This is a genomic window from Serratia sp. JSRIV002 (genome assembly GCF_019968725.1).
Lineage (GTDB): Bacteria > Pseudomonadota > Gammaproteobacteria > Enterobacterales > Enterobacteriaceae > Chania > Chania fonticola_B.
This window is the reverse complement of the sequence record NZ_CP074143.1, coordinates 4,454,687-4,475,213: the sequence shown is the minus strand read 5'-3', so window position 1 is coordinate 4,475,213 and position 20,527 is coordinate 4,454,687. Positions and strand designations below refer to the sequence as shown.

The 20,527-nt window shown below is 53.4% G+C and carries 17 protein-coding genes; 14 read left to right on the top strand and 3 right to left on the bottom strand.

What is annotated here, in order from left to right:
• Positions 1-10: 10 nt before the first annotated feature.
• From ispG to KGP26_RS21035, 7 genes are all read left to right on the top strand, one after another.
• Positions 11-1,132 carry a flavodoxin-dependent (E)-4-hydroxy-3-methylbut-2-enyl-diphosphate synthase gene (gene ispG, locus KGP26_RS21065; protein WP_021178849.1) on the top strand — a complete coding sequence of 374 codons (1,122 nt, stop codon included), beginning with the start codon at positions 11-13 and terminating at the stop codon, positions 1,130-1,132.
• A gap of 121 nt (positions 1,133-1,253) precedes the next feature.
• Positions 1,254-2,528: a histidine--tRNA ligase gene (hisS, locus tag KGP26_RS21060; RefSeq protein ID WP_021178848.1), complete on the top strand. Its 1,275-nt coding sequence runs from the start codon at positions 1,254-1,256 to the stop codon at positions 2,526-2,528.
• 13 nt (positions 2,529-2,541) lie between these two features.
• Positions 2,542-3,162 (top strand): YfgM family protein, encoded by a 621-nt coding sequence (locus KGP26_RS21055; RefSeq protein WP_223664574.1) that lies wholly within the window; start codon positions 2,542-2,544, stop codon positions 3,160-3,162.
• 11 nt (positions 3,163-3,173) lie between these two features.
• Positions 3,174-4,355, top strand: coding sequence for an outer membrane protein assembly factor BamB (bamB, locus tag KGP26_RS21050; protein ID WP_021807184.1), 1,182 nt, complete (start codon positions 3,174-3,176; stop codon positions 4,353-4,355).
• Positions 4,356-4,512: 157 nt separating this feature from the next.
• Positions 4,513-6,000, top strand: a complete 1,488-nt coding sequence (gene der / locus KGP26_RS21045) for a ribosome biogenesis GTPase Der (protein ID WP_021178845.1) — start codon at positions 4,513-4,515, stop codon at positions 5,998-6,000.
• Between the two features lie 104 nt (positions 6,001-6,104).
• Entirely contained in the window at positions 6,105-7,061 is a 957-nt protein-coding gene (locus KGP26_RS21040) for an AEC family transporter (protein ID WP_059201523.1), read from the top strand.
• 13 nt (positions 7,062-7,074) lie between these two features.
• Positions 7,075-7,299: a zinc ribbon domain-containing protein gene (locus KGP26_RS21035; protein ID WP_021178843.1), complete on the top strand. Its 225-nt coding sequence runs from the start codon at positions 7,075-7,077 to the stop codon at positions 7,297-7,299.
• Between the two features lie 2 nt (positions 7,300-7,301).
• On the opposite strand, the gene KGP26_RS21030 is transcribed toward KGP26_RS21035, so the two are convergent.
• A complete protein-coding gene (locus KGP26_RS21030) occupies positions 7,302-8,384 on the bottom strand; it encodes a LacI family DNA-binding transcriptional regulator (RefSeq protein ID WP_059201522.1) in 1,083 nt (360 codons plus the stop codon).
• 349 nt (positions 8,385-8,733) lie between these two features.
• Between KGP26_RS21030 and KGP26_RS21025 the strand changes: the two genes are divergently transcribed.
• Both KGP26_RS21025 and KGP26_RS21020 read left to right on the top strand, forming a co-directional pair.
• A complete protein-coding gene (locus KGP26_RS21025) occupies positions 8,734-10,041 on the top strand; it encodes an MFS transporter (RefSeq protein ID WP_021807180.1) in 1,308 nt (435 codons plus the stop codon).
• 11 nt (positions 10,042-10,052) lie between these two features.
• Positions 10,053-12,416 (top strand): glycoside hydrolase family 31 protein, encoded by a 2,364-nt coding sequence (locus KGP26_RS21020; RefSeq protein ID WP_223664573.1) that lies wholly within the window; start codon positions 10,053-10,055, stop codon positions 12,414-12,416.
• A 101-nt stretch (positions 12,417-12,517) separates the two neighbouring features.
• Here KGP26_RS21020 and xseA read toward each other — a convergent pair whose 3' ends face one another.
• Positions 12,518-13,894 carry an exodeoxyribonuclease VII large subunit gene (gene xseA / locus KGP26_RS21015; protein ID WP_021178839.1) on the bottom strand — a complete coding sequence of 459 codons (1,377 nt, stop codon included), beginning with the start codon at positions 13,892-13,894 and terminating at the stop codon, positions 12,518-12,520.
• Positions 13,895-14,063: 169 nt separating this feature from the next.
• Here xseA and guaB point away from each other — a divergent pair, with 169 nt between their 5' ends.
• From guaB to KGP26_RS20990, 5 genes are all read left to right on the top strand, one after another.
• Positions 14,064-15,527, top strand: a complete 1,464-nt coding sequence (gene guaB, locus KGP26_RS21010; protein ID WP_037411907.1) for an IMP dehydrogenase — start codon at positions 14,064-14,066, stop codon at positions 15,525-15,527.
• A gap of 105 nt (positions 15,528-15,632) precedes the next feature.
• Positions 15,633-17,210, top strand: coding sequence for a glutamine-hydrolyzing GMP synthase (gene guaA, locus KGP26_RS21005; RefSeq protein ID WP_223664572.1), 1,578 nt, complete (start codon positions 15,633-15,635; stop codon positions 17,208-17,210).
• A gap of 126 nt (positions 17,211-17,336) precedes the next feature.
• Positions 17,337-17,735: a GtrA family protein gene (locus tag KGP26_RS21000; RefSeq protein WP_301178828.1), complete on the top strand. Its 399-nt coding sequence runs from the start codon at positions 17,337-17,339 to the stop codon at positions 17,733-17,735.
• Positions 17,732-18,643 carry a glycosyltransferase family 2 protein gene (locus KGP26_RS20995; RefSeq protein WP_059201516.1) on the top strand — a complete coding sequence of 304 codons (912 nt, stop codon included), beginning with the start codon at positions 17,732-17,734 and terminating at the stop codon, positions 18,641-18,643. The genes KGP26_RS21000 and KGP26_RS20995 overlap by 4 nt, the downstream gene beginning before the upstream one ends.
• A 13-nt stretch (positions 18,644-18,656) precedes the next feature.
• Positions 18,657-20,099, top strand: a complete 1,443-nt coding sequence (locus KGP26_RS20990; RefSeq protein ID WP_223664571.1) for a glucosyltransferase domain-containing protein — start codon at positions 18,657-18,659, stop codon at positions 20,097-20,099.
• Between the two features lie 130 nt (positions 20,100-20,229).
• Here the strand turns inward: KGP26_RS20990 and KGP26_RS20985 are convergent, their stop codons facing one another.
• Entirely contained in the window at positions 20,230-20,526 is a 297-nt protein-coding gene (locus KGP26_RS20985) for a putative quinol monooxygenase (RefSeq protein WP_021807174.1), read from the bottom strand.
• Position 20,527 lies beyond the last annotated feature (1 nt).

Sequence of the window (20,527 nt, the reverse complement as noted above, 5' to 3'; positions counted from 1 at the left end):
AGAGTAACTGATGCATAACCAAGCTCCCATTAACCGTCGCAAATCCACCCGTATTTACGTCGGTAACGTGCCTATAGGCGATGGAGCGCCGATTGCCGTGCAATCGATGACCAACACCCGTACCACCGATGTCGAAGCGACGGTTAATCAGATCCGGGCTCTGGAGCGCGTGGGGGTTGATATCGTCCGCGTTTCCGTTCCCACCATGGATGCCGCCGAGGCGTTTCGGCTGATCAAGCAGCAGGTCAACGTACCGCTGGTGGCCGATATCCATTTCGATTACCGCATTGCATTGCAGGTTGCCGAATACGGCGTTGACTGCCTGCGTATCAACCCAGGCAACATTGGCAACGAATCTCGTATCCGTTCAGTGGTTGACTGCGCGCGTGACAAAAATATCCCGATCCGCATTGGCGTTAACGGCGGCTCGTTGGAAAAAGATATTCAGGAAAAGTACGGCGAACCTACACCGGAAGCGCTGCTGGAATCCGCCATGCGTCACGTGGATATTCTGGATCGTCTCAACTTTGACCAGTTCAAGGTGAGCGTGAAAGCGTCCGACGTGTTCCTGGCCGTACAGTCTTACCGGCTGCTGGCTGCCCGTATTGACCAACCCTTGCATCTTGGCATCACCGAGGCGGGCGGAGCACGCAGTGGCTCGGTGAAATCAGCCATTGGCCTGGGCATGCTGCTGTCGGAAGGGATCGGCGATACGTTGCGCATTTCGCTGGCGGCGGATCCGGTTGAAGAAGTGAAGGTTGGCTTTGATATCCTGAAGTCCTTGCGCATCCGCGCTCGTGGCATCAACTTCATTGCCTGCCCAACCTGCTCACGTCAGGAGTTTGACGTCATTGGTACCGTCAATGCGTTGGAACAACGCCTGGAAGACCTCATCACCCCGATGGACGTGTCCATTATCGGTTGCGTGGTGAACGGGCCGGGCGAAGCCCTGGTGTCGACCATTGGAGTAACCGGTGGGCACAAGAAGAGCGGCTTCTACGAAGACGGCGTGCGCCAGAAAGAGCGTTTTGATAACGAACAGATGATTGACCAGTTGGAAGCGAAGATCCGGGCCAAAGCGGCCATGATGGACGGATCCAAGCGCATTTCGATCAATCTTCTGGAAGAATAAGTCGGCGGCTATTGGCCCGCTGATTGATAATCCGAGGACTGGATTGCGCATCTGCGTTGAATAGCGGGTGGCAAAGTCCCTATAATCGGATCCATTTTATATAAACGGACAGAGAACTCACGTGGCAAAAAACATTCAAGCCATTCGCGGCATGAACGATTACCTGCCGGAAGAAACGGCACTGTGGCAGCGTATTGAAGGCACACTCAAGCAGGTGCTGAGCGGCTATGGCTATAGCGAAATCCGGTTGCCGATTGTAGAGCAGACCCCGTTATTCAAGCGCGCCATCGGTGAAGTGACCGACGTCGTGGAAAAAGAAATGTATACCTTCGAGGACCGCAACGGCGAAAGCCTGACGCTGCGCCCGGAAGGAACGGCTGGCTGCGTACGCGCCGGTATCGAACATGGTCTGCTGTACAATCAGGAACAGCGTCTGTGGTATATCGGCCCGATGTTCCGTTACGAACGTCCACAAAAAGGCCGTTACCGCCAGTTCCATCAGTTAGGGGCAGAGGTATTTGGCCTGCAAGGCCCCGACATTGACGCCGAGCTGATCCTGCTGACCGCCCGCTGGTGGAAAGCGCTGGGCATTGCCGAACACGTCAATCTGGAACTGAACTCCATTGGTTCACTGGAAGCTCGCGCCAACTACCGTGACGCTCTGGTGGCTTTCCTGGAACAGCATCAGGAAAAACTCGACGAAGACTGCAAACGCCGCATGTACAGCAACCCACTGCGCGTGCTGGATTCTAAAAATCCAGAAGTGCAAACCCTGCTTAACGATGCGCCGCGTCTTTCCGACTATCTGGATGAAGAGTCCAAAGCCCACTTTGCCGGGCTGTGTGAACTTTTAGCTCAGGCCGGTATCCCATATACCGTTAACGAGCGCCTGGTGCGCGGCCTGGATTATTACAATCGCACGGTGTTTGAGTGGGTCACCACCAGCCTGGGCGCTCAGGGCACCGTGTGTGCCGGTGGCCGTTACGACGGCCTGGTTGAGCAACTGGGGGGGCGCGCTACCCCTGGCGTGGGTTTTGCCATGGGGCTGGAGCGTTTGGTACTGCTGGTTCAGGCGGTTAATCCGGACTTCAAGGCACCGGCCACCATCGACGTATACGTCATATCGAGCGGTGCGGGTACCCAGAGTGCGGCCATGTTGCTGGCAGAGCAGGTTCGTGATGCTGCGCCGCAGATTAAATTGATGACCAACTATGGCGGCGGCAACTTTAAAAAGCAGATCACCCGTGCGGACAAGTGGGGCGCGCGTATCGCCCTGATCCTGGGTGAGAACGAAGTCGCAGCACAGCAGGTGGTGGTTAAAGACCTGCGCAGTGGTGAACAAGAAACGCTGGCGCAAAGCGAAGTCGCTGCGCGTCTGGCTTTGATGTTAGGTTAAGGAGAAGGACACCGTGGAAGTCTATACCACTGAAAACGAACAGCTTGACGCCGTGCGCAACTTTTTTGCCGAAAACGGTAAAGCTTTGGTTGTGGGTGTGGTGCTCGGTATTGGTGCCCTGGTTGGTTGGCGCTACTGGCAGAGCAACCAGACCTCCAGCATGATGGCTGCCTCACAGTCGTATCAACAGGTTGACGTTGCCTTGGCATCGGGTAAAGCCGAAGACGTGGCAGCGGCAAAGAAGTTTATCCAGGCGAACGACAACAGCTACGGCGTGTTCGCGGCTCTGGATTTGGCTAAACACTTTGCACAACAAGGTGATTTTGCCAAGGCAGAACAGCAACTGGTGGTGGCACAGAGCCATGCCAAAGATGAAAACCTGCTGGCGTTGGTAAATCTGCGTCTGGCTCGTGTTCAGATGCAAGAGAAAAAGCTGGATGAAGCGCTGAAAACGCTGGATGGCGTGAAAGGCGAAGGTTGGATGGCCATGATGCAAGACGTACGCGGCGACGTGCTGTTGGCCAAAGGCGACAGTAAAGGTGCACGTGAAGCTTACAGCAAAGGCATCGAATCCAATGCTTCTCAGGCGCTTGCGGCAGTAATGCGCATGAAATTGAATAACTTGTCCAGCTAAGGGGAATTCCCATGCAATTGCGTAAAACACTCTTGGTCGGACTGGTTTCCGTGACTTTGCTGAGTGGCTGCTCGTTGTTTAGTGGCGAAGAAGACGTGGTTACCATGTCGCCGCTGCCAACGGTTGAAAATCAGTTCACGCCGAACAAAGCGTGGAGCACGTCGGTCGGTGATGGTATTGGTGAGTACTACTCTCACCTGCGCCCGGCTTATCAGGACAGCACGGTTTATGCTGCCGATCGTCGCGGTACGGTGAAAGCGATGGACCTGGCCGACGGTAAAGAAAAATGGAAGGCCGATCTCTCCGAGAAAACCGGCTTCTTCTCCAGCAACCTGCCTGCGCTGCTGTCTGGCGGCCTGACGGTGTCTGGCTCCAACGTGTACGTTGGCAGTGAGAAAGCGGTGGTATATGCGCTGAATACCGAAGACGGTAAAGTCGCCTGGCAAACCAAGGTTGCGGGTGAAGCGATTTCCCGTCCTGTGGTCGCCGAGGGGCTGGTGCTGATCCATACCACCAACGGTCAGCTGCAAGCGTTGAACGAGTCTGATGGTGCCATCAAGTGGACGGTCAACCTGGATATCCCTTCACTGTCACTGCGTGGTGAGTCTGCTCCGGCAACGGCCTTTGGTGCAGCGGTAGTTGGCGGTGACAACGGTCGCGTCAGCGCCGTGTTGATGCAGCAGGGCCAGTTGATCTGGCAGCAGCGTATTTCCCAGCCAAGCGGTGCGACCGAGATCGACCGCCTGAATGACGTAGATACCACGCCGGTGATTATTGACAACGTGGTCTATGCCTTGGGTTACAATGGCAACATGGCGGCGCTGGATCTGCGCTCCGGCCAAATCATGTGGAAACGTGATATGGGCTCGGTGAACGACTTTATCGTCGATGCAGGCCGTATCTATGTGGTCGATCAGAATGACCGCGTAGTGGCAATGAATACCGAAGGTGGCGTTAACCTGTGGCGCCAGAGCGATCTGCTGCACCGTAACCTGACTGCACCAGTGCTGTATAACGGCTACCTGGTCGTTGGCGATGCCGAAGGTTATCTGCACTGGATCAATACCACCGATGGCCGTTTTGTGGCTCAGCAAAAAGTGGATAGCTCCGGCTTCCTGTCCGCGCCAATTGTGGCCGGTGACAAACTGCTGATCCAGGCGCGTGGCGGCAAGGTTTACGCCTTCACTCGCTAACAGTTGTAACCCCAATCAATCGCAGGCTGTGCAGCCTGTAAGATTCATGGGATAACGGCTCCTGACGTCAGGGGCCGTTTCGTATTTTTAAGCTATGCCGCTGCTGTCTATTGCGCTTCATAGTAACGCATTGATTATTAAGTAATGAGGCTTCAACATGATACCTGTCGTTGCGCTGGTCGGGCGCCCGAATGTCGGTAAATCCACCTTGTTTAACCGTTTAACACAGACGCGCGATGCGCTGGTGGCGGATTTCCCCGGGCTAACGCGAGACCGCAAATATGGTCGTGCTGAAGTTGAGGGCAACGAATTTATTATCGTCGATACCGGAGGTATTGACGGGACGGAAGATGGCGTTGAAACGCGTATGGCCGGTCAGTCGCTGCTGGCGATCGAAGAGGCCGATATCGTCCTGTTTATGGTCGATGCCCGTGCCGGGCTGATGCCTGCCGATCAGGGGATTGCCCAGCACCTGCGTAATCGCCAGAAGGCGACGTTCCTGGTTGCCAACAAAACCGATGGCATGGATCCGGACACCGCGACGGCAGATTTCTATTCCTTGGGCCTGGGCGACGTCTATGCGATTGCCGCTTCTCATGGCCGTGGCGTCACACAGCTGATCGAGCACGTGCTGGTGCCGTTCATCCCGGCAAAACCGGAAGAAGTCGAGCTGACCGAAGAAGAAGCCAATGCCGCCTATTGGGCCGAGCAGAGCGGTGAGCTGGAAGAGGGTGAATATGAAGATCCGGAAGAGGACTTCAACCCGCAGGATCTGCCGATCAAGCTGGCGATCGTTGGCCGCCCTAACGTAGGTAAGTCGACGCTCACTAACCGTATTCTCGGCGAAGAGCGTGTGGTCGTGTTTGACATGCCTGGCACGACTCGCGACAGCATTTACATTCCGATGGTGCGTGACGAGCGTGAATATGTGCTTATCGACACCGCCGGGGTGCGCAAGCGTGGCAAGGTTACCGAAACCGTTGAGAAATTCTCGGTGATCAAAACGCTGCAGGCGATCGAAGATGCCAACGTCGTGTTGTTGGTGATCGACGCCCGCGAAGGCATTTCCGATCAGGATCTGTCGCTGCTGGGCTTTATCCTCAATAGTGGGCGCTCACTGGTGATTGCGGTCAACAAGTGGGACGGCATGAGTGAGGAAGATCGCGATCACGTGAAAGAGATGCTCGATCTGCGTTTGGGCTTTGTCGATTTTGCGCGTGTGCACTTTATCTCTGCGCTGCACGGCAGCGGTGTGGGTAACCTGTTCGAATCTGTGAACGAAGCCTATGAGTGTGCGACTCGCCGCGTAAACACCTCGATGCTTACCAAGATCATGCAGATGGCTGCCGAAGACCACCAGCCGCCGTTGGTGCGTGGCCGCCGCGTGAAGCTGAAATACGCGCACGCAGGGGGATATAACCCGCCTATCGTGGTGATCCACGGTAACCAGGTATCCGATCTGGCCGACTCCTACAAACGTTACCTGATGAACTACTTCCGTCGTTCACTCAAGGTGATGGGGACGCCGATCCGCATCCAGTTTAAAGAGGGTGAGAACCCGTTTGCGGGCAAGCGCAACACCTTGACGCCAAACCAGATGCGCAAGCGCAAGCGCTTGATGAGCCACCTGAAGAAGTCAAAATAACAACCGTAGGGCGTGGAATTGATACCGCGCCCTATTTTTATCCTGCTTAAACCGTTCTATTATCTGCCAATCTCACTTCTACACCGGCCTTGCAAAGGAAGCTCATGTCCTGGGAAACCTGGAGTTTTGCCTTTAGCGTCACCGTACCCAACTTATTGATGATGCTGCTGGGGATCCTGCTACGTCACTGGCGGCTGATGGACGATCGCTTTATCGATGGGGCCACCAAGCTGGTGTTTAATCTGGCGCTGCCCTGCCTGCTGTTCTTCAGCATTGCCACCAACCATCCGCAACTGCGTGATAATTTTGCTCTGGTGATCTACGGCGCGGTGGGGACGATAGCGACCTTCCTGCTGCTGGAGTTCGCAGCAAAGTGGCTGGTGAAAGAGCCACGCGAGCGTGGCGTGTTCGTGCAGGGGGGATTCCGGGCGAATACCGCGATTGTCGGCCTGGCTTATGCAATGACCGCTTACGGCGATGAGGGCGTCGCGATTGCCTCGCTGTATCTGACCGTGACGGTGATCCTGTTTAACGTGCTATCGGTTATCACCCTGACGCGCAGCCTGCAAGGCGGCAACGGGCAGAAGATCAAACATCTGTCATTGCTGCGCAGTATCGTGACCAATCCGCTGATCCTCGGGCTGTTAAGCGGTCTGGCCTATGCTCAGACCGGGCTGGGGATTGCGCCCGTGCTCAAGCAGACCGGCAGCTATATCTCAGGCCTGTCATTACCGCTGGCTTTGTTGTGTACCGGGGCCAGCCTCGATCTGCGGGCAATGTTCCGTTCTTCCAACGTCGCTGCGTTGTCGTCCTCGGCTAAACTGTTTTTGGTACCGGTGTTGATGACGTTTGGGGGTTGGCTTTGCGGTTTCGAGGGCGCTACGCTCGGCATTATTTTTATGTTCTCGGCGACGCCGACCGCCTCCGGCAGCTATGTGATGACGCGCGCCATGGGGGGCAACGCGACGTTGGCCGCCAATATTATTGCGATCACCACCGTGGGATCCTTCTTTACCACCGCGTTGGGGATCTCTTTCTTGCGCTCGTGGGGCGTGATTTAAATCAGGAGGAAAGATGGACGCCTTATGTCCGGTTTGTGCTCAGCCGATGAGCTGGGTGAATGGCCACTATCATTGTGACGACTGCAACAGCGATTACCGGCAGCTTGCCGAATGCCCCGACTGCGGGCAACTGTTGCAAGAACTGAAAGCCTGCGGCGCCGTGGATTATCTCTGCCAACATGGCCACGGGCTGATCTCCAAAAAAAGGGTGAAGTTCAGCTATCAACCGGTGGAATGACCTCATACATCATAGAGCCGGTGGTCGTGCGTGCTGACCGCTGGCGACACCTTGTTTTGGCTGAGGCGTTTTACCGAGGCCCGCACCGCCAAGCGCCCGTGCAACAGCATATTGCTGGGTGGCGCATCCGGGCGCAGCATACGGCGTTGCAATAGAGCGATGGCCTCTGCACCCAGCTCATCACGAGGAACGTGAACCGAGGTGAGCGGCACGTCGTGAATTTCTGCCAGATTAAAACCATCCGTACTCATCACCGAAATATGCCCCGGCACGTTGATATGCATCTTCTTTAGCGCATTAACCGCACCTACCGCCATATAGTCACCCCCTGCCAAGATCGCCGTCGGCAATTGCGCCCGATCGGTAACGCCGTTGATAAAGGCCGTGATGGCCTGCTCGGCTTCTTCGCTGCCGAACCCGGAAGTGGTGACCAGATGTTGGCGATCATCGAAGGGAATATTGTGCCGCATATAGGCCTGTTTGATCCCCGCCAGCCGCAGCTCCATGGTATTACGCCGTAGACATTGCAGATTGAGGATACGGCTGTGGCCCTGTTGCAACAGATAGTTGGCGGAATACTCCCCAATCAGTTGATGGTCTGGGGAGACGCTGTCTAGCCGCATCTGGCGATCGGTGCAGTTAATCAGAATGCAGGGCTTGTTCAGATCGGCGGCCAGCGTATGGATATGCTCGTCATCAATGCCGATGATCAGCACGGCTTCGGTTAACGGATCGCTCATCTTTTCCAAAAACAGTACGCTGTCGCTGTGTTGTTCCTCCAACCCGCAGTAGCGGATCCTCACATCATGTTGCGCCAGTGCGCTGGTGATCCCCTGGATCACCTTGTAGTAGAAAATATCGGTGCGGACATCAAAGGCGCGTTGCGGGGCAAATACCATTACGTTGTTCAACATCAGCCTGCCGTTGGAAAGCCCCTGCAAGATACCGTTTTGTTGCGCACAGGCCAGCACTCGTTGCCGCGCCTCGGCGCTGGTGTTGGATTTCCCGGCCAACACGCGTGAAACGGTGCTGATCGAAAGCCCGGTTTGGCGCGCAATTTCCTGTACTTTCAGCTTTCCGTTCATTTTGTGATCTCCTTCAAATTCGGTCGTGGAAATTTTTTCACGGCCTATATCTGCCTTTTATACGGCTTTTTATGGCTATAACGGCGAAATTTTAACTAACGCATGAGAATTTTTGCAAAAATCGCCATTTCACTCGCACTCTCCGCTGGTTAGTCTCCATTGGTACACCAATTTTATAGATTTATCAGTCCAATTTACCGGCTGGAATACAAGTAAAACAACATTAAATCATAGGGTTGTCGCAGCATTGACGTTGTATTTGTGGCCGGTGTCACAAATAACGCTGTTAACACCTCCGTTAGTAAGAGTTGCCCTACCAAAAAGGCGTATGGTCGCCACGGAGATCAAGATGAGTGTAGAAATCAATCAAACGGTAGTTGCCAGCAGCCGCCGCAAATTCAAATCGTTGCGCTGGTGGATGTTGGCCCTGTTCCTGCTGGGCGTCACGGTTAACTACATAACCCGTAACTCGCTGGGTATTTTGGCCCCTGAGCTGAAAACCAGCCTCAACATGACCACCGAGCAATATTCTTGGGTGGTGGCGTCCTTCCAACTGGCCTATACCCTGTTCCAACCGATCTGCGGGTGGCTGATAGACGTCATTGGTCTGAAGATGGGGTTCCTGGTTTGTGCCAGCATCTGGGCGGTAGTGTGCATGATGCATGCTGGTGCGGGCAGCTGGTTGCAACTGGCGATCTTACGTTTCTTCATGGGGGCAGCTGAAGCGGCGGCTACCCCGGCTAACGCCAAAGCGATTTCTGACTGGTTCCCGAAAAAAGAACGGCCAATAGCCGCAGGCTGGGCAGGGGTTGGCTTCTCGATCGGTGCGATGTTGGCTCCGCCGATCATTGTGATTGCCCATGTGTCCTTCGGCTGGCAGGGAGCCTTCCTGTTCTCCGGTGCTCTGGCGCTGATCTGGGTGGTGCTGTGGTGGGTATTTTACCACTCGCCGCAGCAGCACCCGAACCTGAGCCAAAAGGAGTTTGATCTGATCAACGAGGATAATGAACCGGTACTGCCGAAGCTGCCGTTCTTTAAATCGTTGGCGATCCTGTGCAAAAACAAAAAATTCTACGGCATCGCCATCCCAGCGTTTCTGGCTGAACCGGCTTGGGCGGTGTTTAGCTTCTGGGTGCCGCTGTACCTGGCCACCGAGCGTGGCATGGATCTCAAACAGATTGCCATGTTTGCCTGGCTGCCTTTCCTGGCGGCGGATATCGGCAGCGTCGCCAGTGGTTATCTCACTACGCTGTATCGCAAATGGTTCGGCTGTTCACGGGTGAACTCGGTAGTGGCCAGCTCGGTGACCGGAGCCTTCATGATGGTATCGCTGGCGTTTGTCGCGATCACCAAAGATCCCTACATCGCAATCGCGCTGATCTCCATTGGTGGCTTTGGCCACCAGGTGATCTCCTGCATGTTGAGCGCGCTGGTAGTGGAATCCTTCGATAAAAACCAGATGGCGACGGTGAACGGTATGCGCGGCTCCAGCGCCTGGATCGCCAGTTTCCTGTTTACGCTGTTGATTGGTGCCGTTTCCGACACCGTCGGCTTCAACCCGCTCTTCGTCGCCATGGGCTTCTTCGATCTGATCGGTGCGATGTTCCTGATCGGTTTGATCGCCGAGCGCGGCAAAAAACCTTCACCTACTGCTTAAGTTGGATCATTATGAAAACGTTAAAAAACTGGACGCTGGCGGGGCAATACGCGGACCGTGTTGAACTGCTGGTGGACGAGCAACACCTGTTCTGCCTCTACGTGCTGGAAAGCAATCTGTTCCGCGTGCTGATCAAACGCCACGGTGAGCTGGCGCTGGATCGTACCTGGAGTATCGCCCCGCAGGAGGATGTGCCTTGGGAAGGACGCGATCGCCTCAGCGTCGCCGGTTTTAGCCTGCCGGGCTATCAACTTAACCAGCAGGCAGACAGTTTGACGGTAGCGACCCCGCAGCTACGCGTGACGATACATCAGCCGCTCTGGCTGGAATGGGAATATTGCAACGCGGCGGGGGAATGGCTACCACTGGCAGCGGATCGCCCAACCAGTGCCTATCTGCTCAATGCGCACGGTGACGGCGTGGCGCATTATCAGCGCCGTCACAAGGGCGAACGTTATTATGGCCTGGGTGAAAAGGCGGGCGATCTGGAACGTACAGGCCGCCGCTTTGAAATGCGTAACCTGGACGCGATGGGCTACAACGCCGCCAGTACCGATCCGCTCTACAAGCATATCCCTTTTACCATCACGCGTCGGGAAGAGGTCAGCTTTGGTCTGTTTTATGACAACCTGAGCAACTGCTGGCTGGATCTGGGTAATGAGATCGACAACTATCACCTGGCCTATCGTCGCTATCAGGCCGAGGCGGGCGATCTGGATTACTATCTGTTCCTGGGGCCAAAGGTGCTCGACGTCACCAAAGCCTTCGTGCGCCTGACCGGTAAAACCCATTTTGGGCCGAAGTGGAGCCTGGGGTACAGCGGCTCGACGATGCACTACACCGACGCGCCGGATGCCCAGCAGCAGTTGCAGCAGTTTATCCAGCTGTGCCGCCAGCACGCCATCCCGTGCGATTCGTTCCAGCTCTCTTCCGGCTATACCTCGATCAATAACAAACGCTACGTCTTCAACTGGAACTACGACAAGGTGCCGCAGCCTAAACAGCTTAGCCAAGCCTTTCACGATGCTGGGTTGAAGCTGGCGGCGAATATCAAACCCTGCCTGTTGCAGGACCATCCCAAATATCAACAGGTGGCAGAACTTGGCTTGTTTATCCGCGATTCGCAAAGCGACGCTCCAGAACGTTCCAGCTTCTGGGATGACGAAGGTTCGCACCTCGACTTCACCAACCCAGCGGCGGTTCGCTGGTGGCAGCAAGGGGTGACAGAGCAACTGCTGGAAATGGGGATTGATTCCACCTGGAATGACAACAACGAGTATGAAGTGTGGGATGGAGAAGCGCGCTGCCATGGCTTCGGCAAGCCAATCGCCATCAAGCATATTCGCCCGGTGATGCCGCTGCTGATGATGCGAGCCTCGCTTGAAGCACAGCAGCGCTTTGCACCGAACCTGCGGCCTTATTTGATTTCGCGTTCCGGCTGCGCCGGTATGCAGCGCTATGTGCAAACCTGGAGTGGGGACAACCGCACCAGTTGGCAAACCTTGCGCTACAACACCCGTATGGGGGTGGGGATGAGCCTGTCCGGGTTGTTTAACGTTGGGCACGATGTGGGCGGTTTCTCCGGCGATAAACCGGACGCGGAACTGTTGGTACGTTGGGTACAAAACGGGGTCATGCACCCGCGCTTTACCATCCATTCCTGGAATGATGATGCTACCGTCAATGAACCCTGGATGTACCCGGCGGCAACGCCGATGATCCGTGATGCCATCAACCTGCGTTATCGGCTGATGCCGTACTTCTACACGCTGCTGTGGCAGGCAAGCCATGATGATGAGCCGATGCTGCGGCCAACCTTCCTCGATCATGAGCACGATGAACGCACCTTCGGTGAGACCGATGATTTCCTGATTGGCCGCGACCTGCTGGTGGCCAGCGTGGTGGATCAGGGGCAGCGCCAGCGTGAAGTCTACCTGCCGGATAACGTCGATGGTTGGTACTGCTTCTATAGCGGCCAATGGTACAGCGGTGGCCAGAGCATAGTGCTGGAGGCACCGCTGGAGCGCTTGCCGTTGCTGGTGCGCGCTGGGGCCGGGCTCCCGATGTCACAACGGTTGGGGCATGTAGACAATGCGGCAGACGATCGCCGTGAACTGCGGCTGTTCCCCACCAAGGGCTGCGGATGGTCCTCAGGCCTGCTGTTTGAAGACGACGGGGAAAGCCATGGCTGGCAGCAGAATAATGCGCTGTGGCTCCGCTGGGAGGCAGTGAGTGACAATCAGCGCATCGAGCTGACCTTCACCTGTGAAGGGCATTTCAAACCGACGTGGCAGGCGCTGAACATTGTGTTGCCAGCAGGTGAGACTCGCGAACTATGGGTGAATGGGGTTTGTTGTGATAGCTATGTGCTATGACTGATGCCACATCCCAACCCTCTACTGAGGGTTGGGATGCTATCAAACGGGATGAAGTTTGGCCTAAAAAAGAAGCAGTCGATCGGCTCTGCCACTAACGGCTATTCCACCACGCGTTTCTTACGCGGCTTTTTCGCCACGGTGACGGTTTTGACTTCGCTCTCCACCCAGCCATCCTGCAGGCGGGTTTTCAGCATTTCCCCAACCTGTGCCTGCTTGGTGGTTTTCAGTAACTCACCCTGTGGTGTCTGCGTTACGCTATAGCCGCGAGCCAAGGTTGCCAGCGGGCTAACCGCCTCCAACTGACTACAGGCGACGCCAAAGCGTTGGCGATAACCATTAAGTTGCCGCTCCATCCCCTGTTGCAAACGGTATTCCTGCTGCTGAACACGCTGCTGCAAGCGGTGGATGCGGCCCATCGGCTGGACCTGCGCCAGGCGCTGCTGTACGCGTTCACTGCGGCGAGAAGATAGCCGTAATTGCTGCTGCATCCCATCTTCCAAACGGCGCTGTAGCTTGAATAACAGCGTTTGCTGCCGCGCCAGCCTCAGGTGCGGATGCTGTTGTTGCAAACGGTGGTTGATGCGGGTGAACTGCTGCTGGCGCTGCGCCAGATAATAGTCCATCGCCATTTCCAGCCGCTGTTGCTGTGACTGCAATTGGCGCAACAGCTCAAGCTGATTACGGCTGACCAACTCCGCCGCAGCGGAAGGGGTAGGTGCCCGCAGGTCGGCAACAAAGTCGGCAATGGTGACGTCGGTTTCATGGCCAACGGCGCTGACGATCGGGATACGGCTGGCAAAAATTGCCTTCGCGACGCGTTCGTCGTTAAAACTCCATAAATCTTCTAACGAGCCACCGCCGCGCCCGACGATCAGCACATCGCACTCATCACGGCGGTTGGCGGTTTCGATCGCGCGAACGATCTGCAACGGAGCTTCTGCCCCTTGCACGGACGTGGGGTAAATCACGATCGGCAGTGAAGGATCGCGCCGCTGTAACACCTGTAAAATATCGTGCAGTGCCGCGCCGCTGGCGGAGGTGATCACCCCAACGCATTTGGCCGGGCTTGGCAATGGTTGCTTGAACTGTTGATCAAACAGACCTTCGGCTGCCAGGCGCTGTTTCAACTGCTCGAATTGCTGTTGCAGCAGGCCGTCACCGGCAGGCTGCATGCTTTCGGCGATCAGTTGGTAATCACCGCGTGGTTCATAGAGGGTGATGCTGGCCCGCACCAGAACCTGCTGGCCATTTTGCGGGCGAAAGGTAGTGCGCCGGTTGCTGTTGCGGAACATCGCACAACGCACCTGGGCACGGTCATCTTTCAGCGTAAAATACCAGTGGCCGGAGGAGGGCTGGGAGAAGTTGGAGATCTCGGCGGAGAGCCAAATCTGCCCCATTTCCATTTCCAGCAGCTGTCGAACCGTCTGATTGAGGCGGCTTACGGTAAAAATGGACGGTGAAGTAGGTAGTGACATGTGACCCAGATCAAATTTCAAAACAAGCACTTAATTGGTCGATATTACAGCTCGGCGAAAGGTAATCAAGAGTTTTTGTAAGAAAGTGCTGGAGGCAACCGATTACGCTCTGTATAATGCCACGGCAATATTTTATCTTTTCCGCATCCACCTTGGTGAGATATTGCCCATGCTACGTATTGTAAAAGAAGCTCTAACGTTTGATGACGTTCTCCTGGTTCCAGCCCACTCCACAGTTCTGCCTAATACCGCAGATCTTGGCACCCAACTGACCAAATCCATCCGCCTGAATATCCCTATGCTGTCCGCAGCCATGGATACCGTAACCGAATCCAACCTGGCCATTGCGCTAGCGCAGGAAGGCGGTTTGGGCTTCATTCACAAAAACATGTCCATTGAGCGCCAGGCGGAAGAAGTTCGCCGGGTGAAAAAACATGAAAGCGGCGTGGTCACGGACCCACAGGCCGTTACTCCTTCCACCACGCTGGCTGAAGTGAAAGAGTTAACCGCGCGTAACGGCTTTGCCGGTTACCCGGTTGTGACCGAAGAAAACGAACTGGTGGGGATCATTACCGGCCGTGACGTGCGCTTCGTCACCGATCTGACTCAGCCTGTCACCGCAGTGATGACGCCAAAAGAGCGTCTGGTCACCGTCAAGGAAGGCGAAGCGCGTGAAGTCGTGCTGCAAAAAATGCACGAAAAACGCGTTGAAAAAGCGCTGGTGGTGGACGACAGCTTCCACCTGCTGGGCATGATCACCGTTAAAGATTTCCAGAAAGCAGAGCGTAAACCTAACGCCTGTAAAGATGAGCATGGCCGTCTGCGCGTAGGCGCTGCGGTGGGTGCCGGTGCCGGTAACGAAGAGCGCGTTGATGCGCTGGTCGCTGCCGGTGTTGACGTACTGCTCATCGACTCTTCACACGGCCATTCCGAAGGCGTGTTACAGCGCATCCGTGAAACCCGTGCCAAATACCCAGACCTGCAAATCCTTGGCGGCAACGTCGCAACTGGGGCTGGTGCCAAAGCCCTGATGGAAGCCGGGGTGAGTGCGGTGAAAGTCGGTATCGGTCCTGGCTCTATCTGTACCACTCGTATCGTAACCGGCGTGGGTGTTCCGCAGATCACCGCTATCGCCGATGCGGTCGAAGCACTGGAAGGGACGGGTATCCCAGTTATCGCTGACGGTGGTATCCGCTTCTCTGGCGATATCGCCAAAGCGATTGCTGCCGGTGCGTCCTGTGTGATGGTTGGCTCAATGCTGGCGGGTACGGAAGAATCTCCGGGCGAAATCGAGCTGTATCAGGGCCGTTCGTTCAAATCTTACCGTGGGATGGGTTCTCTGGGCGCAATGTCCAAAGGTTCCTCCGACCGTTACTTCCAGACCGATAACGCCGCTGATAAACTGGTGCCGGAAGGTATCGAAGGCCGTGTGGCCTACAAAGGCATGCTGAAGGCGATCGTACATCAGCAGATGGGCGGTCTGCGTTCCTGCATGGGCCTGACCGGCTGTGCGACCATCGACGAACTGCGTACCAAAGCCGAGTTTGTGCGCATCAGCGGTGCCGGTATTCAAGAAAGCCATGTGCATGACGTGACCATCACCAAAGAATCACCAAACTACCGCATGGGCTAATGCTTTAACCTCTCTCCTGCGGGAGAGGGGCAGGGATGAGGGGGGCAACCTCTCATCCCAAATACCCTTTTTGCTCTTTTTCTCTGTTGCTGGAATTTGCCTCACATGACAAAAAATATTCATAAGCATCGCATCCTGATCCTGGATTTCGGTTCACAATACACCCAGCTGGTTGCTCGCCGCGTGCGTGAGATTGGCGTTTACTGTGAGCTGTGGGCCTGGGACGTCAGCGAAGAGCAGATCCGCGAGTTCAATCCAAGCGGCATCATTCTCTCCGGTGGCCCGGAAAGCACCACCGAACTGAACAGCCCGCGTGCGCCAGAATATGTCTTCACCGCCGGCGTACCGGTATTGGGCGTGTGCTATGGCATGCAGACCATGGCGATGCAACTGGGCGGCCATGTACAGGGGTCAACCGAGCGCGAGTTCGGTTATGCTCAGGTGGAAATCACCCAATCAAGCGCCCTGATCCGCGATATCGAAGATGCGATCAGCCCGGCAGGCAAACCGGTATTAGACGTATGGATGAGCCACGGCGATAAAGTTACCGCTATCCCGTCAGATTTCGTCACCGTTGCCAGCACCGATACCTGCCCGTTTGCCATTATGGCCAACGAGGAAAAACGCTTCTACGGCGTACAGTTCCACCCGGAAGTCACCCATACCCGTCAGGGCCAGCGCATCCTGGAGCGTTTCGTACTGGATATCTGTGGTTGTGAAGCGCTGTGGACGCCTGCCACCATTATCGGAGATGCCGTTGCGCGTATTCGTGAGCAGGTCGGCGAAGATCATGTGATCCTCGGCCTGTCTGGCGGCGTGGATTCATCCGTTACCGCCATGCTGCTGCACCGTGCCATTGGCAAGCGCCTGACCTGCGTATTCGTAGATAACGGCCTGCTGCGCCTGAACGAAGCTGACCAAGTGTTGGAAATGTTCGGTGACCACTTCGGTCTGAACATCGTGCATGTGGCGGCAGAGAACCGTTTCCTGAGCGCGCTGGCGGGTGTGGATGAGCCAGAAGCCAAGCGTAAGATCATTGGCCGCGTCTTTGTCGAAGTATTCGACGAAGAAGCCTGCAAGCAGAGCGCCGTGAAGTGGCTGGCTCAGGGCACCATCTATCCGGATGTGATCGAGTCTGCCGCTTCCGCTACCGGCAAAGCACACGTGATCAAATCGCACCACAACGTCGGTGGCCTGCCGAAAGAGATGAAGCTGGGCCTGGTGGAACCGCTGAAAGAGCTGTTCAAAGACGAAGTGCGCAAGATTGGTCTGGAGCTGGGCCTGCCGTACGACATGCTGTACCGCCACCCGTTCCCAGGGCCAGGTCTGGGCGTGCGCGTATTGGGCGAAGTGAAGAAAGAATACTGCGATCTGCTGCGCCGTGCCGATGCGATCTTCATCGAAGAGCTGCACAAAGCCGATCTGTACAACAAGGTCAGCCAGGCATTCACCGTATTCCTGCCGGTGCGTTCCGTTGGCGTGATGGGCGATGGCCGTAAATACGATTGGGTTGTCTCTCTGCGTGCGGTAGAAACCATCGACTTTATGACCGCGCATTGGGCACACCTGCCGTACGATTTCCTGGGCCGTGTTTCCAACCGTATCATCAACGAAGTCAACGGGATTTCCCGTGTGGTTTATGATATCAGCGGGAAGCCACCGGCGACGATTGAATGGGAATGATAAGTTAATATCAGCCTCACTCGATAGCGTGAATAGAATGAAAATCCTCTGTTTTACAGGGGATTTTTCTTTTTCAGTGAGCATTCATTGTGTTAGCCTCGAAAGTTTTGCCATCGGCATGATGTGGTGGCAGAATACGGCAAACTAACTTTTAAGAATTTTTTCGCATTGAATATTTTTTTACGTTATGCATCTGTAGGTGTGCTGAACACCTTTGTTCATTGGGCTGTGTTTGCGCTCATGTTTTTTAGTGGTTTTTCCCAATCAATATCCAACGTTGTTGCCTTTTGCATCGCGGTGACCTTCTCGTTCTTTGCAAACGCCAGATGGACCTTTAAAAAAGAAGCGACTACTGTCCGCTACATGGCGTATGTGCTGTTTATGGGGGGCATGGCATTTTGCGTAGGTTGGATCGCAGACGAAGTAAAGGCTAACCCAATAGTCACACTGATTACCTTTTCTGCAGTAAGTCTCATTTGTGGCTTCATTTATTCTAAACTAGTTGTATTCAAGGATGATAAATGAAAATATCGTTGGTAGTTCCTGTATTTAATGAAGAAGAAGCAATTCCTCTCTTCTATAAGTCCGTTCGTGAATATAAAGAGTTCGCAGACAAAGATATAGAAATCGTGTTTGTAAACGATGGCAGTTCTGATAAAACAGAGAACATAATATCAGCCTTGTCGCTAGCTGATGAGAAAATAAAAGTTATAAATTTCACGCGTAATTTTGGCAAAGAGCCTGCCTTATTTGCTGGTTTGGAGGCATCTTCGGGTGATGTCATCATTCCTATCGACGTAGATCTTCAAGATCCAATAGATGTTATCCCGTTATTGTTAAATAAATGGGAAAATGGTGCGGAAGTTGTTTTAGCTAAACGTATAGATAGACAGAGTGATGGAAGAATGAAGCGTAAAACTGCAGAGTGGTTTTATCGCATTCACAACAAAATAAGCAAACCGGCCATAGAAGAAAATGTCGGCGATTTTAGGCTTATGTCTCGAGAAGTCGTGGATAACATCAAATTACTTCCCGAAAGAAACCTGTTTATGAAAGGGATATTAAGCTGGGTGGGCGGAAAGGTTGACATCGTCGAGTATTCAAGAGCCCAACGAGTTGCTGGTTCAAGTAAATTCAATGGCTGGAAACTGTGGAATCTGGCGATAGAAGGTATCACCAGTTTTTCGACCTTTCCGCTACGGGTATGGGCATATATCGGTTTTTTCGTTGCCACTTTATCCTTCATTTATGGTGCATGGATGATTCTGGATAAATTAATTTGGGGCAATCCGGTGCCGGGCTATTCCTCTATTATCGTTTCTATCCTCTTCCTTGGAGGTGTGCAGCTAATAGGAATAGGTGTCCTAGGTGAATATGTAGGACGGATTTACGTAGAAACAAAACGCAGGCCGCGTTACATAGTTAAAAAGTGAGATGGGAAATCAGATGATCTGCAAAGACGATAAAAAAACATTGGCCTTGTATTCAGGCTTGGCTCTGCTGTTTATATATCCTCTTATTCAAGCTGGGGTGTTTTACAGGGATGACTTAGACCGAGCGATTACAGGTCAATATGGATGGCGTGGCTTAGGGCGGCCAATTGCGGATATTCTGATGAAAATCCTATCGGCGAGTGGGCGCTATAATCTTGACCTGTTTCCCTATACAATGATTGCATCTTGTCTGTTTATAGGTGCAGCTTCCTTCTTGCTTTTCAAACATTTGGTTAAAATGGATGTTCCGCATGCCAAACTTGTAGCGGCACTTTTGATATTCAATCCTTATCTATTACAAAATATTGCCTATAGATACGACTCTTTAGGTATGGTAATTGCCTTGTTTCTTGCCGTGTTAGCCTATACCTATAGGAACGACAGCATAATTCGTGAAGGCTCAATAAAAATAATAGCGGGCGTGTTATCGCTAACCCTCTATCAACCATGCATGAATATTTTCATCGGCCTGCTTGCCATTGATATGATGATTATTGCAGTTAAAAGTGAATCTACAATAGCTCATTCCATAAAATTAATAATAAACAAGGCAGTGACATTTGTTTGTTTTTATCTTGTGTACATGCTGTTTTTTGCTGTAAGAAACAACTCTCGTTCGGACATTATTTTGCCGAATGCTGAGGGGGCTGAAAAACTGTTAAGCACGATAAAGGGATTAAAAGAGCTGGTTTTGTCGTATTTTTACGGCCCTGTTTATATCTATTTCCTGGTGCCTGTAGTGGTTGCTTTGGTATTCATGATGGTCAGCAACTATGCACATGCCAAGAAAATAATTTCATTCATGACATATGCTTTGCTGTCATGCTTTATTTTCTTGGTGTCTCTAATGGGGCCAACAGTCCTTCTGCAAGATGCTCCCGTCTTCCCAAGGACTTTGGTTTCATTTTCGGTACTACTGGTTATTATTGCCATTCCGATTATGTATTTTTCTCCTAGATTAAAATATCTATCGCTCGTCCCGCTAATCACCGTTTTTGCATTCAGTGCTCAGCTAAGTAGCGCCATCAAGTCACAGCGTGAATATGAAGATTTTGTTTTTAACATGATTGCCAGAGAAATGCTGAGCTACCCAAACATAGAGACTATCGGCACTACTGGGCAAGTGAATATTAACGAAAGAACCAAGTTAATCATGGAAAACAAGCCGCTGATTGGCCATTTTCTTAGCCCGGCCTCTGAGTTTATAGCGTCTTTCCAGTTGATTAATAAGGGATTAACGCAAACGCTGCATGGTTACGTTGATGAGCAAGCCAATATGGATAGACTTGCAGGGATGAGAGAAAAAGGCATTAAGCCGGTATCCTCTAATAAGGACTATTCGTTATACGTTTCTGGTAATGAGGCCATAGTCACATTGGGAACCACTAAACATTAACTACTTATATTGGCTCAATAATTTTTAACTGAGCCTATGAATTTGGTTTATCTGCATCAAGCGGTTAATCTGGCCTGAGTTCGGAATTCAAATGGACTCAGGCCGTTCAGGTTATTGCTTTGCTACTTATCTATGCTTTCTCAGGAAAATTATCCATCAATATATAGCTGGCATCCTTACGTTTATGTTGATCGATCAGCGGCACCAGGCGTTTAAAGTGTTCGCTCGCGCAGTGAGCATCCAACGCCGCGCGATCGGGCCACTCTTCGATAAAGATAAAGTGTCCGGCATCCTTTTGATCGACATACAGATCATAGGCTATGCAGCGAGGCTCCTGCTTGGTGGCTTCAACCAACTCTTGGTAAAGCGGTAACACCGTTTCTATCGCTTCAACCTTGATAAAATCTTCGGCAATGACTTTCAGCATT

Excerpts from the sequence above, each read along its gene's own strand:
- ispG (WP_021178849.1), top strand. The coding sequence starts at position 11 with ATGCATAACCAAGCTCCCATTAACCGTCGCAAATCCACCCGTATTTAC.
- bamB (WP_021807184.1), top strand. The coding sequence starts at position 3,174 with ATGCAATTGCGTAAAACACTCTTGGTCGGACTGGTTTCCGTGACTTTG.
- der (WP_021178845.1), top strand. The coding sequence starts at position 4,513 with ATGATACCTGTCGTTGCGCTGGTCGGGCGCCCGAATGTCGGTAAATCC.
- KGP26_RS21040 (WP_059201523.1), top strand. The coding sequence starts at position 6,105 with ATGTCCTGGGAAACCTGGAGTTTTGCCTTTAGCGTCACCGTACCCAAC.
- KGP26_RS21035 (WP_021178843.1), top strand. The coding sequence starts at position 7,075 with ATGGACGCCTTATGTCCGGTTTGTGCTCAGCCGATGAGCTGGGTGAAT.
- KGP26_RS21030 (WP_059201522.1), bottom strand. The coding sequence starts at position 8,384 with ATGAACGGAAAGCTGAAAGTACAGGAAATTGCGCGCCAAACCGGGCTT.
- KGP26_RS21025 (WP_021807180.1), top strand. The coding sequence starts at position 8,734 with ATGAGTGTAGAAATCAATCAAACGGTAGTTGCCAGCAGCCGCCGCAAA.
- KGP26_RS21020 (WP_223664573.1), top strand. The coding sequence starts at position 10,053 with ATGAAAACGTTAAAAAACTGGACGCTGGCGGGGCAATACGCGGACCGT.
- xseA (WP_021178839.1), bottom strand. The coding sequence starts at position 13,894 with ATGTCACTACCTACTTCACCGTCCATTTTTACCGTAAGCCGCCTCAAT.
- guaB (WP_037411907.1), top strand. The coding sequence starts at position 14,064 with ATGCTACGTATTGTAAAAGAAGCTCTAACGTTTGATGACGTTCTCCTG.
- guaA (WP_223664572.1), top strand. The coding sequence starts at position 15,633 with ATGACAAAAAATATTCATAAGCATCGCATCCTGATCCTGGATTTCGGT.
- KGP26_RS20995 (WP_059201516.1), top strand. The coding sequence starts at position 17,732 with ATGAAAATATCGTTGGTAGTTCCTGTATTTAATGAAGAAGAAGCAATT.
- KGP26_RS20990 (WP_223664571.1), top strand. The coding sequence starts at position 18,657 with ATGATCTGCAAAGACGATAAAAAAACATTGGCCTTGTATTCAGGCTTG.
- KGP26_RS20985 (WP_021807174.1), bottom strand. The coding sequence starts at position 20,526 with ATGCTGAAAGTCATTGCCGAAGATTTTATCAAGGTTGAAGCGATAGAA.